The organism is Roseomonas sp. USHLN139 (assembly GCF_037145735.1).
Taxonomy (GTDB): Bacteria; Pseudomonadota; Alphaproteobacteria; order Acetobacterales; family Acetobacteraceae; genus Pseudoroseomonas.
The window spans coordinates 519,074-532,824 of record NZ_JBBCWY010000001.1 but is presented as its reverse complement, the minus strand read 5'-3'; the positions used below and the strand labels follow the sequence as shown (position 1 = coordinate 532,824).

Below are 13,751 nucleotides of genomic sequence, written 5' to 3'. Positions count from 1 at the left end.
GCTCAGGCGCGCAGCGCCGCCGCCATCACCCGGCCTTCCTGGCTCGCCGCGTCGATCAGCCCCTCGCGCAGGAACAGGTCGATCAGCACCAGATTGACGTTGAACTTCACCTGGTCGCTGTCGCGCACCAGCTCCAGCACGCGGGCGATCGGCCAGAGCTCGAAGCGCTCCACCTCGTCGTCATGCGGCACCGGCTCGACATCCTCGGGCAGGTCGAGGTCGAAGACATGCAGCGTGTCGCGCCGCATCCCCTCCGCCGTCTTCATCACATAGGACAGGGCGCTGACCCGCCGCGCCCGGGCGGTCAGCTCGGGCGCCAGACCGGCCTCCTCCGAGGCCTCCTTGACCAGGGTCTCCTCCATGGTCAGCCCGGCCGGCGCGCCGCCGGCGACGATATTGTCCCATTGCCCGGGGGCGACCGATTTGGCGCGCGACCGCTTGCCCAGCCAGAGATGCAGCCCGTCGGCGCGGCGCACCAGCCCGTTCAGGTGGACGCCCTGCGCGATCACCCCGAAGGCCGGGATGGCGCCGCGGTCCAGCGTCGCCAGCACCGGCCCGTCGGTCGTGGCGCGGACGTCGAACAGCTCGTCGCGCAGCTTCAGGTAGCCGGCCTTCTCCAGCCCCATGGCGGCATCGGCCAGGATCGATTCGCGCGCGGCCCGGCTGCGCAGCCGCGCCGGCAGCGACACCCCCTCGGCGTCGAAATGGAAGTCGCGCGGGCGATAGGCCAGCCAGCGCGCCAGGTCGGGCTCCAGCCAGCCGACCTGCTCGGCGCCGATGCGGAACGGGAGATAGCCGGCCGGCGAGGCCAGGTTGTTGCAGGCGGCGATATGCCGGGCGAATCCATCCATGCCCCCTGTCTCGCGCCGGCGCCGCGCCGAGGCAAGGGGCGGCCCAGGGGATCAATGGCCGGGTCGACGGCCTGGCCATGGGCGCGCTTCATGGCCGGGTTGTCATGACACCGGGGTTTTCCGCCCCGGCAAGTCCGGCCATGTAACCCGGGACAACTGGAGACGACCCCCCGTGACAGCTTCCCCTGCTGCGCCGGCGCGGCCGCGTGGCCATTTCGCCACGCTGCTGACGCTCGCGCCCTATCTCTGGCCCCCCGGGCAGACCGCGCTGCGTGCCCGCGTCGTCATCGCCCTGATCCTGATGGTGGCCGCCAAGGGCGCCAATGTGATCGTGCCCATCGTCTATGCCCGCGCCGTCGACGCGCTCGGCCCCAAGGCGGGGACGGCGGCGGCCATGGTCACCGTGCCGGTGGCGCTGATCCTGGGCTATGGCCTGCTGCGGGTGACCAGCTCCTGGATGGCCGAGCTGCGCGACGCCATCTTCACCAAGGTGCAGGCGCGCGCCGGGCGGGTGATCGCGCTGAACGTCTTCCGCCACCTGCATGCGCTGTCGCTGCGCTTCCATCTGGACCGGCAGACCGGCGGCATGAGCCGGGTGATCGAGCGCGGCACGCGCGGCATCAACTTCGTGCTCGACTTCATGCTGTTCAACATCATCCCCACCCTGATCGAGATCCTGCTGGTGGCGGGCATCCTCTGGGGGATGTTCGAGCTGTCCTTCGCGCTGGTGACGCTGGGCACCATCGGCCTCTACATCGCCTTCACCCTGATCTTCACCGACTGGCGGCTGCGCTTCCGCCGGGCGATGAACGCCATGGACCAGGAGGCCAATACCAAGGCCATCGACAGCCTGCTGAACTACGAGACGGTCAAGTATTTCGGCAACGAGAAGCATGAGGAGCGCCGCTACGACGCGACGCTGGCGCGCTACGAGCAGGCCTATACCCGCTCCGAGGTGACGCTGAACTACCTGAACATGGGCCAGGCGGCGATCATCGCCATCGGGCTTACCGCGGTGATGCTGATGGCGGCCCAGGGCGTCGCCGCCGGCCGCATGTCGGTCGGCGACTTCGTGCTGGTCAACACCTACCTGATCCAGCTCTACCTGCCGCTGAATTTCCTGGGTTTTGTCTATCGCGAGCTGAAGCAGGGGCTCGTCGATATGGAAGAGATGTTCACCCTGATGCGGGAGAAGCAGGAGGTGGCCGACGCCGCCGACGCCACCCCGCTGAAATCCGGCCCCGGCGAGCTGGTCTTCGAGGATGTCCGCTTCGGCTACCGCCCCGACCGCACCATCCTGAAGGGCGTCTCCTTCACCGTGCCGGCCGGCAAGACGCTGGCCATCGTGGGTCCGACGGGCGCCGGCAAGTCGACCATCTCCCGCCTGCTGTTCCGCTTCTACGACCCGCAATCGGGCCGCATCCTGCTGGATGGCGAGCCGATCGCCGGCATCACCCAGGAGAGCCTGCGCCAGGCCGTGGGCGTGGTGCCGCAGGACACCGTCCTGTTCAACGACACCATCCGCTACAACATCGCCTATGGCCGGCCCGATGCCGAGCCCGAGCTGGTCGAGGCCGCCGCCCGCCTGGCCCAGGTGCATGACTTCGTGATGAAGCTGCCCGAGGGCTACGAGACCCGGGTCGGCGAGCGCGGCCTGAAGCTGTCCGGCGGCGAGAAGCAGCGGGTGGCCATCGCGCGGACCATCCTGAAGGATCCGCGCGTGCTGATCCTGGACGAGGCGACCAGCGCCCTCGACACCCGCACCGAGCAGGAGATCCAGGCGGCGCTGAAGCGGGTCTCCACCGGCCGCACCACGCTGGTCATCGCCCATCGCCTCTCCACCGTGGTCGAGGCCGACGAGATCATCGTGCTGCAGGACGGCCAGATCGCCGAGCGCGGCGGCCATGTCGAGCTGATGGCCAAGGGCGGCCTCTATGCCCAGATGTGGCGCCGCCAGTCCGAGGCGGTCGCTGCCGCCGAGGCCGCCGCCGCCGCCCAGGCCGCCGCCCGCGCCGCCGGGGTCGAGGCCGATGAGGGCCGCGCCCCGGCGCATGATCCGCGCCGCTGACCTCTGCCTTCCCCGCCGCGCCGGGCGCGGCGGGGGCTTTCTGCCGGGCCGCGCGGCTGATCTGCGCGGCGGGGCCTTTTGCCGGGGCCGTGGCGCGACTATGTGCTGCCCGGCGTGTGACTGACCGTATCAGGAGGGCATCAGATGCAACTCGACCCCCAGGGGGTGGCCCCCGAAGACCTCAGCCATGCCGGCTCCGTGGTCGACAAGGCCATCGAATACATGCTGGAGCAGAAGATCGCGCCGATCTCGGTGGCATCCGCCCTGCTCGGCGGCGCGCTCGGGCTGATGGCCCGCAGCATGCGCGACGAGGCCATCGCCAATGTGCTGCGCAGCGCGCTGGCTTCGGTCGAATCCGGCGAGCTGGCGGAAATGCGCCAGTCGGTGCCGAATTCCTGACGATCGCCCCGGATTTTCCGGGGAAGATCGCCGCCGGGGCGGCTCGAATCCTTGACTCTCCCCCAGGGCCGGGCCATACGCCCGGTCTGTTTTTCATATTGGGTCCGCGGCCTGCCGCGACCCCGATCGTCTTTTGAAGGGTAGCGCCATGGCTCGCCGTTGCGGCATCACCGGCAAGGGCGTGCTGACGGGCAACAACGTCAGCCACGCCAACAACAAGTCCCGTCGCCGGTTCCTGCCGAACCTGCAGGAGACTTCGTTCTTCTCCGACGTGCTCGGCACCTCGGTGCAGATCCGCATCTCCACCAACGGCATCCGCACGGTGGAGCACAATGGTGGCCTGGACTCCTTCCTGCTCGGCACGCCGAACCGCAACCTGCCGCCGGAGGCGCTGACCCTGAAGCGCCGCATCCAGAAGGCGCAGGAGAAGAAGGCCGCCGCGGTTCCCGCCGCCGCCTGACCTCTTCCGGTAGCGCCCCCCCGGGGGTGGTACACCGCCGACGAATTTCGAAACGCGCCGGACACCCGTCCGGCGCGTTTTGCGTTGCCATCTTCACGAAGCCTTAGGCGACATCGCGCAGCATGAGCGCATGTCTTCTTATTGGCTCTCGATCCCCCTCTTCCTGGCGCCGCTGGCCGTGCTGCTGCTGTGGCAGGCCTTCCGCCGCCACCGCGCCGAGGCGCGTGCCGCCCGCATGGCGCATGAGCTCTCCGACCGCAGCCGGCAGTTCAACCTGGTGGCCCAGGAGCTGCGCGGGCTCGGCCTGACGCTGATGGGCCGCTCCACCGCCCATCCCGACCCGCAGATCGAGACGCATGCCCGCGCCCTGCTCTGCCTGGCCGCCGATGTGCACGACGTCGCCGCCCAGCAGGCGGGGCCGCGCGTGGTCAGGGACAGCCCGACGCCGCTGGCGCCGCTGCTGCGCCAGGCGGTCGAGCAGGTCTCCCTCACCCTCGCCCCCGGCCGCCGCGAGTTCCGCATCGGCGAGGGGCTGGACAACGCCGTGCTGCTGGCCGATCCGCGGGCGCTGCGCGGCGCCCTGGTGCAGGTGCTGACGCGCGCCGTGCGCCATACCAGGGAGGGCGACCCGATCGTGCTGCAGCTGGTGCGCAGCGCCGAGACGGTGGCGATCACCGTGGAGGATGAGGGCGCCGGCCTGGCCGCCGAGGATCTCGGCGCCGCCAGCGACGGCCAGGGCACCCGCGGCCTCAATCTCGGCCTGATGGTCGCCCGCCAGCTGCTGCACGCGCATGAGGGCGAGCTGACCATCGAGGCGGTGCAGGGCATCGGCGCCCGCGCCTGGCTGACCCTGCCGCGCCGCCGCCTGCTGGCGGAGGACAATGCGATCGGGGCCTGAGCCCGCTCATTCCGCCGCGTTCATTCCTCTGACCTCATTCCTCTGACATCATTCCTCTGGCCTCATTCCTCTGGCCTCATTCCTCTGGCGGCAGCGGCAGCCCGACATAGCTTTCCGCCAGCGCCGTGGCGGCGGCGGGGGAGAGCGCGATCTGTTCCAGCTGCGCCTCGCGCAGCCGGGTGTCGAAGGGCGTCTCGCCCGGCAGGCGGTGCAGCATCCGGGTCATGAAGGCGGAGAAGCGCTGCACCTGCCAGACACGGGCCAGGGCCGCGTCGCTGTAGCGGTCCAGCCCCCGGGCATCGCCGCGCCGCACCGCCCGGACCAGGGCGCGCGACAGCAGCAGCACATCGGCCACCGCCAGGTTCAGCCCCTTGGCCCCGGTCGGCGGCACGATATGGGCGGCGTCGCCGGCCAGGAACAGCCGCCCATGCCGCAGCGGCGCGCAGACGAAGCTGCGCAGCGGGATCACCGATTTCTGGAAGATTTTTCCCCGTGTCAGCGTCCAGCCATCGGTCGCCAGGCGGGAATCGAGCTCGCGCCAGATGCGGGCATCGTCCCAGGCCCCGACCGGATCGGCCGGATCGCATTGCAGGTAGAGCCGCTGCACCGTGGGCGACCGGGTGGACAGCAGGGCGAAGCCGTCGCCCTGGCTGGCATAGATCAGCTCGGGCCAGGAGCGCGGCGCCTCCACCAGCACCCCCAGCCAGCCGACGCCATACTGCTTCTCGTCTTCCTGCCGCAGGGCCGCCGGGATGGCGGCGCGGCCGATGCCGTGGAAACCGTCGGCAGCGACGATATGGTCGCAGTCCAGCCGCTCAGCGCCGCCCTCCGGCGTCTCGAAAAGGATGGCGGGGTGGTCGCCCTCGATCCCTTCCACCGCCCGCGCCGGCGCGTCGAACAGGATCGAGCCGGGGGCCGCCGCCAGCCGCGCCGCCACCAGGTCCTTCAGCACCTCGTGCTGGGCATAGACGGTGACCGCCTTGCCGGTGAGCGCGGCGAGATCCAGGTGCAGCCGCTGGCCGCGCCATTGCAGGGTGATGCCCTCATGGCGGTCCGCCTGGCGCAGCATGCGCTCCGCCAGGCCGAGCTCCTGCATCAGCGCCGCCACGCCATGCTCCAGCACACCGGCGCGGATGGTGCCCTCGATGGCGGCGCGCGAGCGGGCCTCGAGGATCACGCTGTCGATGCCGGCGCGCGCCAGCAGATGCGCCAGGAACAGCCCGGCCGGGCCGCAGCCGATGATCCCTACCTGCGTCCTGCGCGGCATGCGCCCCTCCCGGTTTTCCGGGAGAGGCTAGCCGAGCTCACATGTCGAAGAAAACGGTCTCGCCCTCGCCCTGCAGGCGGATGTCGAAGCGATAGGTGGGGACCTCGCCCCCTTCGACCCGCTGCGCCACCAGGGTGGCGCGGCGGCCGGTCTGCTCCACCGCGCGCAGCACCGGGTCGGCCGCCAGCGCCGCCGCATCCTCGGGGAAATAGAGGCGGGTGTGCAGGTGGATGTTGATGCCGCGGGCGAAGATCAGCAGCGAGACATGCGGCGCCTGCGGCGTGCCGTCACGCCAGGGCACCATGCCGGGGCGGATGGTGTCGAATTCCCATTCGCCAGTTTCCGACGAGGCGGCGGCGCGCCCCCAGCCGGAGAAATCGGGCGCGTTGTGGCGGCCGGCGCTGTCGGCCTGCCAGAGCTCCAGCATGGCGTCGCGCACCGGATGGCCGGAGCCGTCCCAGACCACGCCGACCAGCTTCACCCGCTCGCCCGGGCCGGGGATGACGTGCTGCTGCTCGTCCTGCCGGATCTCGAGCCCGGCGAAGGCCGGCATGGTGCCGATATGGACATAGGGGCCGCCGGTCTGCGACGGGGTTTCCTTGAGGTATTCCACAGGCATGGCTCAGTGCCCCTCCGGCTTGTTCTCGAAGAAGGTCTGCCGCCGCCCGCGCAGCACGATGTCGAAGCGGTAGGCCAGCGAATCGAAGGGCACGCTCATCTTCATGTCGAGCCTGGCCACCAGCCGGTCGCGCGCCGCCTGGTCCGGCAGGGTGCCGAGGATCGGGCAGAGCGGCACCAGCGGGTCGCCCTCGAAATACAGCTGGCTGACCAGCCGCTGGGCGAAGGCGTCGCCGAACAGGGAAAAGTGGATATGCGCCGGCCGCCAGTCGCTGCCGTGGTTGCGCCAGGGATAGGGACCCGGCCGGATCGTCCTGAAAAAATAGTTGCCGTCGTCATCGGTCATGCAGCGGCCGGCGCCGCCGAAATTCGGGTCCAGCGCGGCGAGGTAGGCGTCGTTCTTGTGCCGGTAGCGGCCGCCGGCATTGGCCTGCCACACCTCGATCAGGGTGTTGCGCACCGGGCGGCCGGTCTCGTCGAGCACCTTGCCGAAGACGATGATGCGCTCGCCCACCGCCTCGCCGGTCTTGGCGTAGTTGCGGATCAGGTCGTTCTCCAGCGGCGCCAGGATCTTCGCGTCAAACCGGGGGCCGGCATTCTCGCCCGGTCCCGGCTCCAGCGAGACCAGGGCGAAGCGCGGGCTGCGCAGCACGCTGGTCTTGTAGCCGGGGGTAAAGGCGGGCGCATGCAGCGCGCGATCGCGCTTGATCACGTCACCCGCCGAGGCAGGGCCGAAATTGGAGCCGCCACCCGCGGGCAGCGTGGTGTGGGACATCGTGTTTCCTCCGCGGGCAGGGGCCCCGCATGACGCCAGTCTGGGCCGGGCAGTCTGCGCCGGGCGTTTCCATGAAGGAACCGGGTTGCTAGCATATGATGCATGAATGGCATCGATGCTTTGGCGCTGGATGGCCATGCGCTGCGGCTGTTCCTGGCGGTGCTGGAAGAGGGCTCGGTCACCGGCGCGGCCAACCGCCTCGGCCTCAGCCAGTCGGCGGCGAGCCACGGGCTGATCCGGCTGCGCGGCCTGCTGGGCGACCCGCTCTTCGTCAAATCGGGGCGCGGCATCACCGCGACGCCGCATGCCCGCAGCCTGGCGGGCCAGGCCCAGGCGCTGCTGGACGGGCTGCAGGGGCTGGCGCGGCCGGCGGATTTCCGCCCCGAGAGCGCCCGGCTGTCGCTGACCATCGCCGCCAACGACTTCCAGCGCGACCTGCTGCTGCCGGCCTTCTTCGCCCGGCTGCGCGCGGCGGTGGCCTCGGTCAGCCTGCTGGTGGTGCCCTCCGGCGCGCCCTCGGCCGCCCTGCTGCGCGAGCGCGGCTGCGACCTGATCATCACCCCGATCCCGCCTTCCGGCACCGACATCCTGCAGAAGCGGCTGCTGACCGACCGCTATGCCTGTTTCTACGACCCGGCCTGCCGCGCCGCGCCGCGCGACGCCGCGGAGTATCTCGCCGCCCGCCACATCACCGTCCTCCACCCCGAGGGCGAGCCGCTGGAATTCGACCGCCGGCTGGAAGCCGAGGGCATCGCCCGCGACATCGCGCTGCGCGTCCCCGGCTTCACCGGGATTTTCTCCTTTCTGCGCGGCGGCGAGATGCTGGCGACCCTGCCCGGGCTGCTGCGGCATGGCGGGCTGGCGGGGCTGGCCAGCGTCAGGCTGCCGCCGCTGCCGGGCGCCGGCGAGGAACCGCTGGACCGGCTGCCGCTCTACATGGCCTGGCACCGCCGCGACCAGCAGGACCCGCGCCATGCCTGGCTGCGCGCCCAGCTGGTCCAGGTCGCCGCCGAGGTGACGAGGTCGCGCGCATGAAGCGCCCTCCCGCGCAGAAACCCGATCCGCGCGACCTGCTGGGCGGGCTGTCGCGCGGGCTGGCGGTGATCGAGGCCTTCGACCACGGCCGCCCGCGCGCCAGCATCGCCGAGATCGCCCGCGCCACCGGCCTGACCCGGGCCAGCGCGCGGCGCTGCCTGCTGACCCTGGTCGCGCTCGGCTATGCCGAGAGCGACGGGCGCGGCTTCCGGCTGACGCCGCGGGTGCTGCGGCTCGGCGGCGCCTGGCTGTCCAGCGCCAGCCTGCCCGAGCTGCTGCAGCCGCAGCTGGAGGCGGTGCGCGAGGCCACTGGCGAAAGCTGCTCGGCCGCCATCCTGGATGGGGCCGAGGTGGTCTATGTCGCCCGCGCCTCGACGCGGCGGATCATGTCGGTCAGCCTCTCGGTCGGCAGCCGGCTGCCGGCGCATTGCACGGCGCTGGGCCGCGCCCTGCTCTCCGCCCTGCCCGAGGGCAGCATGGAGCAGCTGCTGGCCGGCCTGACGCCCGAGGCGCTGACCGCGCATACCCGCACCACCCGCCCCGCCATCCGCGCCGCCGTCGCCGAGGCGCGCGCCCGCGGCTATGCGCTGGTCGAGGAGGAGCTGGAGCTCGGCCTGCGCTCGCTCGCCGTGCCGGTGCGCGACCAGCGCGGCCGCTGCGTCGCCGCGATGAACATCGGCGTGCAGACGGCGCGCGCCAGCGACGCGGTGGTGGAACAGAAGCTGCTGCCGGCGCTGCTGGCGGCGGCGGCCGAGCTGCGCCGGACCATCCCGGGTTGACGCTTCCCCTGCCCCGCCCCACCGCCTATGGCTGGCGGCGATGACGCCCCTGCCGATCCTGCTCGCCACCTACAACGGCGCCCGCTTCCTGCCCGCCCAGCTGGACAGCCTGGCCGCCCAGCGCGACGCGCCGCCCTGGAGCCTGCTGTGGCGCGACGACGGTTCCACCGATGGCACCGTCGCGCTGCTGGAGGCCTTCCGCGGCGCGCGGCGGCTGGAGGACGGCGCCGGCCGCCAGGGCCCGGGCGGCAGCTTCATGCGGCTGCTGGCGGCCGCCCCCGGGGACGCGCCGGCCCTTGCCTTCTGCGACCAGGACGATGTCTGGCTGCCGGAGAAGCTGGCGCGCGCCTGGGCCTGGATCGCCGCGCAGGATCCGGACCGCCCGGCGCTCTATTGCGCGCGGCAGCAGCTGGTCGATGCGGAACTGCGGCCGATCGGCCTGTCGCCTGCCTTCCGCCGCCCGCCCGGGCTGCGCAACGCGCTGGTGGAGAACATCGCGGTCGGCTGCACGGTGATGCTGAACGCCGCCGCCCGCCGGCTGGTGCTGGCGGCGCCGCCGATGCCGGCGGCCTCGATGCACGACTGGTGGTGCCACCTGCTGGTCGCCGGCGCGGGTGGCGCGATCATGGCCGATCCGCAGCCCGCCATCCTCTACCGCCAACATGGCGGCAACAGCGTCGGCAGTGCCGGCTCGGTGCTCGGCCGGGCGCGCGGAGCGCTGCAGCGCGGGGCGGCGCGCTTCGCCACCACGCTGGCCGCGCATCTGGCGGCGCTGGAGGCGGCCTCGCCGCTGCTGACCCCCGAGAACCGCGCCCTGGTCGCCCGGCTGCGGCCGCTGCCGCAGCTGCCGCGCGGCCCCCGCCTGGCGCTGCTGGCGCGCAGCGGGCTGCAGCGCCAGCGCCTGGCCGACCAGGTTTTTCTCTATGCCCTGATCGGCGCGGCGCCGCGGGCCTGAACCGGCAGCGGCCTGGAGGTTCCCCCCAGGCCGCTTTCCGACACTGTGCCGGGACCAGCGCCGCCCCGCGAAGCCGGCCGCCCGACAGAGATCAGGCGACCGCCGGCCAGGCATTGGCGCCGACAGGCGAGGCGACCATGCCGTGGCGGGCGATCGCCTCCTCGTAGCAGGCGGTATAGGCGGCCGAGACCGTCGCCATGCCGAAGCTCTCGCCCAGCTCGGCGGCATCCCGGCCGAAGGCGGCGCGGGCGGCGTCGTCGGCCATGGCGACCATCGCCTCGGCGAGCAGGGCGACGAAGGCCCCGTCATCGGCCTCGGGCGCCACCACGATGCCGGCCTGCCGGTCGTCGCGGATCAGCATGCGGCTGATCTCGCCGACATCGCTGCCGATCACCGGGCGGGCCACCTGCATCGCCTGGATCAGGGTCAGCGGGAAGCTCTCGCCCTGGAAGCGGGTCGGCAGGATGGCGCAATCCGACAGGCGGTAGACGCCGTGGATGCAGTCCTGGAAGCCGAGGAACTTCACATTGGGCATCTGCGCATAGAGCGGCTTCAGCCGGTCGGCCTCGGGCCCGGCGCCGCAGAGCAGCAGATGCAGCCGGCGTGCGCTGCCCTGCCGCGCCAGCCGCTGCTGCGCCTGGGCCAGGGCCTGGATCGCCGGCTCCCAGCCCTTCTCCTTCATGGCGCGGGAGACCAGGGCGAAGACCAGGTCGCCCTCGCCGATGCCGAGATCGGCGCGGCTCTGCGGGAAGGGCCGCGGGTCGAGCGGCATGCCGTTCGGGATGCAGGAGGTGGAGAGGCGGGCCCGCTCGGCGGCATCGAGCACCTGCAGGTGGTCGAGGTTCTTGCGCGTCAGATAGACCCAGTGGCTGACGCGATGCGCCGCGGTGCTGACGAATTCGGCGCTGAGATTGCTGACCTCGTAGGAGCCGTGCAGCGTGACGACATAGGGCACGTCGGGCACGTCCTGGCCCTCGCTGAAGAACAGCCCCTCGGCGCCGACGAAATGCGAATGGACGACATCGGCGCCGATCTCCTCGATGAAGGGGCGCGGGCCGATCTTGCGCACCGTCGCCGCGTCATAGACGGCGATGCGGCGGTCGAGCTGGTTGCGGATGCCGGCATTCCAGTCATGCGGCTGCAGCGCCAGCACCGAGACCGTGTGGCCTTCGGCCACCAGCTGGTTGGCCAGGTAGATCGGGAAGAGCTCGCCGCCGCCCAGGTAGAAGCCGAGGATGACCATCAGCACGTGGCGCTGGCCGCGCGGCGTGGTCAGCGCGCGGTCGGTGTCGAAGACCCGCTCCAGCGCGCCGAGCGAGGCCGCCGCCTTGGCATAGTCGAACTGCGCCCGCACGCCATTGGCGAAGCGCTCGACCGTCGCGTCGGGGATGCCCCAGCGGTGCCGCAGCAGCCGCACCAGCCGCTCATGCTCGGTGTAGTAGGCGGCGGTGGTGAAGCTGCTGACCGAGGTGTTGTCGCCATGCTGGCGGAAATAGGTGACCGCCTGCGGCTCGAAGGCCATCCGGCCGCCGCGGCCGAGCATGGCGTAGAGATACCAGTCGCCGAGGATGCGGTAGGTGGTGGCCTCCTGCCAGATCTCCTCCTCGATCGGCTGGTTGCGGATCAGGCAGCCGCCGACATTGGGAATGACGTTGTTGACGCCGAAGGCATGGTCGAACCAGGCCTTGGCCGGGCGCACCAGCGGCGCGTTCCAGATCCCCGGCTCGGCGCGCTCGCGATAGCCGTCGAGCCCGGCATAGGGCTTGCCGTCGCGGTCGGCGAACTGGATGCGGCCGAAGCCGATCATCACGCTCTCGTCGAGGAAGGCCGGCACCAGGCTCTCGAGGAAGTCGGGCTCGGCGAAATCGTCGCTCTCGCAGATCCAGATCAGCTCGCCGCGCGCCTCGGCGATGCCGCGCTTCCACTGGCGGAAGACATTGCCGGAATTCTGCTCGTTGCGGATCACCCGGATCTTGTCGGGATTCGCCTGGCGGTAGCGCTCGATCACCGCGGCGCTGTCGTCGGTGGAGGCGTCGTCGAGGATCAGCAGCTCGAAATTCTGGTAGCCCTGCTTCAGGATGCTGTCGATGCGCTGCGGCAGGAAGCGGGCATGGTTGAAGTTGGGCACGATCACCGTGACCAGCGGCTGGTAGCTGGCCTGGCGGGCGCGCGTCATCCGGCGGTGCCGCAGGGTGCGGCGCGAATGGTAGAGGCTGCGCAGCGCATTGCGCACCACGCGGCGCAGGCCGGGCATCTTGCCCAGCAGCCGGCGCACCGGCGCGCTGGCGCGCCAGAAGGTGCTGGCCTCGATGGCGCTGGCCCGCTGCCGCTCGGCCTCCAGCCGGGCGGTGACGGCATTCGCCAGGCGGCGCTGCTCGGCCAGCGCCTTCTGCAGCCGGTCGATGTCGCGTTGCAGCGCCACGCCCTGCTGCTGCGCCTCGCCGACGCTGCCGGCCATCGCCGCCAGCTCCGCCGCGCGTTCCTGCAGCTCCGCCTCGCGCTCGCGCAGCTTCGCCTCGACATTGACCACGGCGTCGCTGGCGGTGACCGTCTCGATCAGCACGCCGTTGAACAGCGGCGGCAGGGCCGCGTCGGAGGCGACGGCGATGCAGTACATGGCGGCCGGGATGCCGGCGGCGCGCTGGAAGCGGCCGGCCTCGCGCTCGAAGCTCAGCGCGGCGGCGACGCCCTGCTCGAAGAACAGGCCGGAGCCGAACATCGAGCGCTGCCCGGCCATCGCCAGGTTGCGGAAATGCCGCTTCATCAGCGCGGCGAATTCGTGGGCGTAGAGTTCCTTCGCGTGGAACGGGTTGCTGTGCCGGGGCAGCTCCGAATAGCGGTACTTGTCCGGGCTCGACATGATCAGCAGCCCGCCCGGCCGCAGCACGCGCTTCAGCTCGGCCAGCATCGCCTCGTGCTCGTCGACATGCTCGATGGTCTCGAAGCTGACCACCACGTCGACGCTGGCATCCGGCAGCGGGATGCGCAGGCAGTCGCCCAGCATGAAGTCGAGATTGCCGCGCGGATAGCGCTGCTGCCCGGCCTGCACCGCCTCGCGGTCGATGTCGACGCCGGTGACGCGGCTGGCCAGCTCGGCCAGCAGGGCGCTGCCATAGCCCTCGCCGCAGGCGATATCGAGAACGTCGCGCCCGGCCACGAATTCGCGGGCGAAAAGATAGCGATGATAATGCTCGACTGCGATCTCGCCGTGATACGCCTCGGGAATGAAGCGCTCGCCGGAAGCATTCAACGCCATCGAATAACCCCTGTCCCCGCGCGCAACGGCGCGCGTCCCTGTGGTGCCCTGCGGCCCGTGTGTAGCGCAGGGCGCCGTTTCCGCCCACCGCCCGCCCCGTGATGCGGGCCGCCGCCGCCCGGGCAGGGGCGGCGTGCGGAGCAGGCGGGCACGCCGCCCTCATCCGGCGGCGCCATGCCAAAATCGGGGCGAATTGTGGCAAATCAGCCGCAATTGTGACGAATGGACAACAGTTCATCATCACGAGAACGTGAGAGCCGCGTCAAGCCCCTGTCGGCCCCTGGCCCTGCCGCCGGGCGGCTGCGATGTGCGGATAGCGCACGGCGTTGCCGGCCGGGGAAGGCCGGACCTAGTGTCGTGCCGCGGCCCGGTCCGGCCGCCCAAGAACCC

The 13,751-nt window shown here is 71.4% G+C and carries 12 protein-coding genes; 7 read left to right on the top strand and 5 right to left on the bottom strand.

Going from position 1 to position 13,751, the window contains the following annotated elements:
• Positions 1-2: 2 nt before the first annotated feature.
• Positions 3-851, bottom strand: a complete 849-nt coding sequence (locus tag WFI16_RS02455) for an NUDIX hydrolase (protein ID WP_419896203.1) — start codon at positions 849-851, stop codon at positions 3-5.
• A gap of 172 nt (positions 852-1,023) precedes the next feature.
• On the opposite strand from WFI16_RS02455, the gene WFI16_RS02450 reads away from it, so the two are divergent.
• The 4 genes from WFI16_RS02450 (at position 1,024) to WFI16_RS02435 (ending at position 4,676) form a co-directional block, all read left to right on the top strand.
• The gene (locus WFI16_RS02450) at positions 1,024-2,919 is read left to right on the top strand and encodes an ABCB family ABC transporter ATP-binding protein/permease (RefSeq protein ID WP_419896202.1); all 1,896 of its coding nucleotides are present in this window, start codon (positions 1,024-1,026) and stop codon (positions 2,917-2,919) included.
• Positions 2,920-3,063: 144 nt separating this feature from the next.
• Positions 3,064-3,318: a hypothetical protein gene (locus WFI16_RS02445; protein ID WP_419896201.1), complete on the top strand. Its 255-nt coding sequence runs from the start codon at positions 3,064-3,066 to the stop codon at positions 3,316-3,318.
• 148 nt (positions 3,319-3,466) lie between these two features.
• The gene (rpmB, locus tag WFI16_RS02440; RefSeq protein ID WP_419896200.1) at positions 3,467-3,778 is read left to right on the top strand and encodes a 50S ribosomal protein L28; all 312 of its coding nucleotides are present in this window, start codon (positions 3,467-3,469) and stop codon (positions 3,776-3,778) included.
• Positions 3,779-3,908: 130 nt separating this feature from the next.
• Positions 3,909-4,676 carry a sensor histidine kinase gene (locus tag WFI16_RS02435; protein ID WP_419896199.1) on the top strand — a complete coding sequence of 256 codons (768 nt, stop codon included), beginning with the start codon at positions 3,909-3,911 and terminating at the stop codon, positions 4,674-4,676.
• A 76-nt stretch (positions 4,677-4,752) separates the two neighbouring features.
• On the opposite strand, the gene WFI16_RS02430 is transcribed toward WFI16_RS02435, so the two are convergent.
• The 3 genes from WFI16_RS02430 to pcaH are packed head-to-tail and all read right to left on the bottom strand — an operon-like array spanning position 4,753 to position 7,336.
• Positions 4,753-5,943 (bottom strand): 4-hydroxybenzoate 3-monooxygenase, encoded by a 1,191-nt coding sequence (locus WFI16_RS02430; RefSeq protein ID WP_419896198.1) that lies wholly within the window; start codon positions 5,941-5,943, stop codon positions 4,753-4,755.
• A 37-nt stretch (positions 5,944-5,980) separates the two neighbouring features.
• Entirely contained in the window at positions 5,981-6,562 is a 582-nt protein-coding gene (pcaG, locus tag WFI16_RS02425; protein WP_419896197.1) for a protocatechuate 3,4-dioxygenase subunit alpha, read from the bottom strand.
• A gap of 3 nt (positions 6,563-6,565) precedes the next feature.
• Positions 6,566-7,336 (bottom strand): protocatechuate 3,4-dioxygenase subunit beta, encoded by a 771-nt coding sequence (gene pcaH, locus WFI16_RS02420; protein ID WP_419896196.1) that lies wholly within the window; start codon positions 7,334-7,336, stop codon positions 6,566-6,568.
• 102 nt (positions 7,337-7,438) lie between these two features.
• On the opposite strand from pcaH, the gene WFI16_RS02415 reads away from it, so the two are divergent.
• From WFI16_RS02415 to WFI16_RS02405, 3 genes are read left to right on the top strand one after another with little or no spacing between them, the layout of a single operon-like run.
• A complete protein-coding gene (locus WFI16_RS02415; RefSeq protein ID WP_419896195.1) occupies positions 7,439-8,371 on the top strand; it encodes a LysR family transcriptional regulator in 933 nt (310 codons plus the stop codon).
• Positions 8,368-9,150 (top strand): IclR family transcriptional regulator domain-containing protein, encoded by a 783-nt coding sequence (locus WFI16_RS02410; protein WP_419896194.1) that lies wholly within the window; start codon positions 8,368-8,370, stop codon positions 9,148-9,150. Before WFI16_RS02415 ends, WFI16_RS02410 begins: the two co-directional genes overlap by 4 nt.
• A gap of 40 nt (positions 9,151-9,190) precedes the next feature.
• Positions 9,191-10,105, top strand: a complete 915-nt coding sequence (locus tag WFI16_RS02405) for a glycosyltransferase (RefSeq protein ID WP_419896193.1) — start codon at positions 9,191-9,193, stop codon at positions 10,103-10,105.
• Between the two features lie 91 nt (positions 10,106-10,196).
• On the opposite strand, the gene WFI16_RS02400 is transcribed toward WFI16_RS02405, so the two are convergent.
• Complete coding sequence (locus WFI16_RS02400; protein WP_419896192.1) at positions 10,197-13,361, bottom strand: glycosyltransferase; 3,165 nt, start codon at positions 13,359-13,361, stop codon at positions 10,197-10,199.
• Positions 13,362-13,751 lie beyond the last annotated feature (390 nt).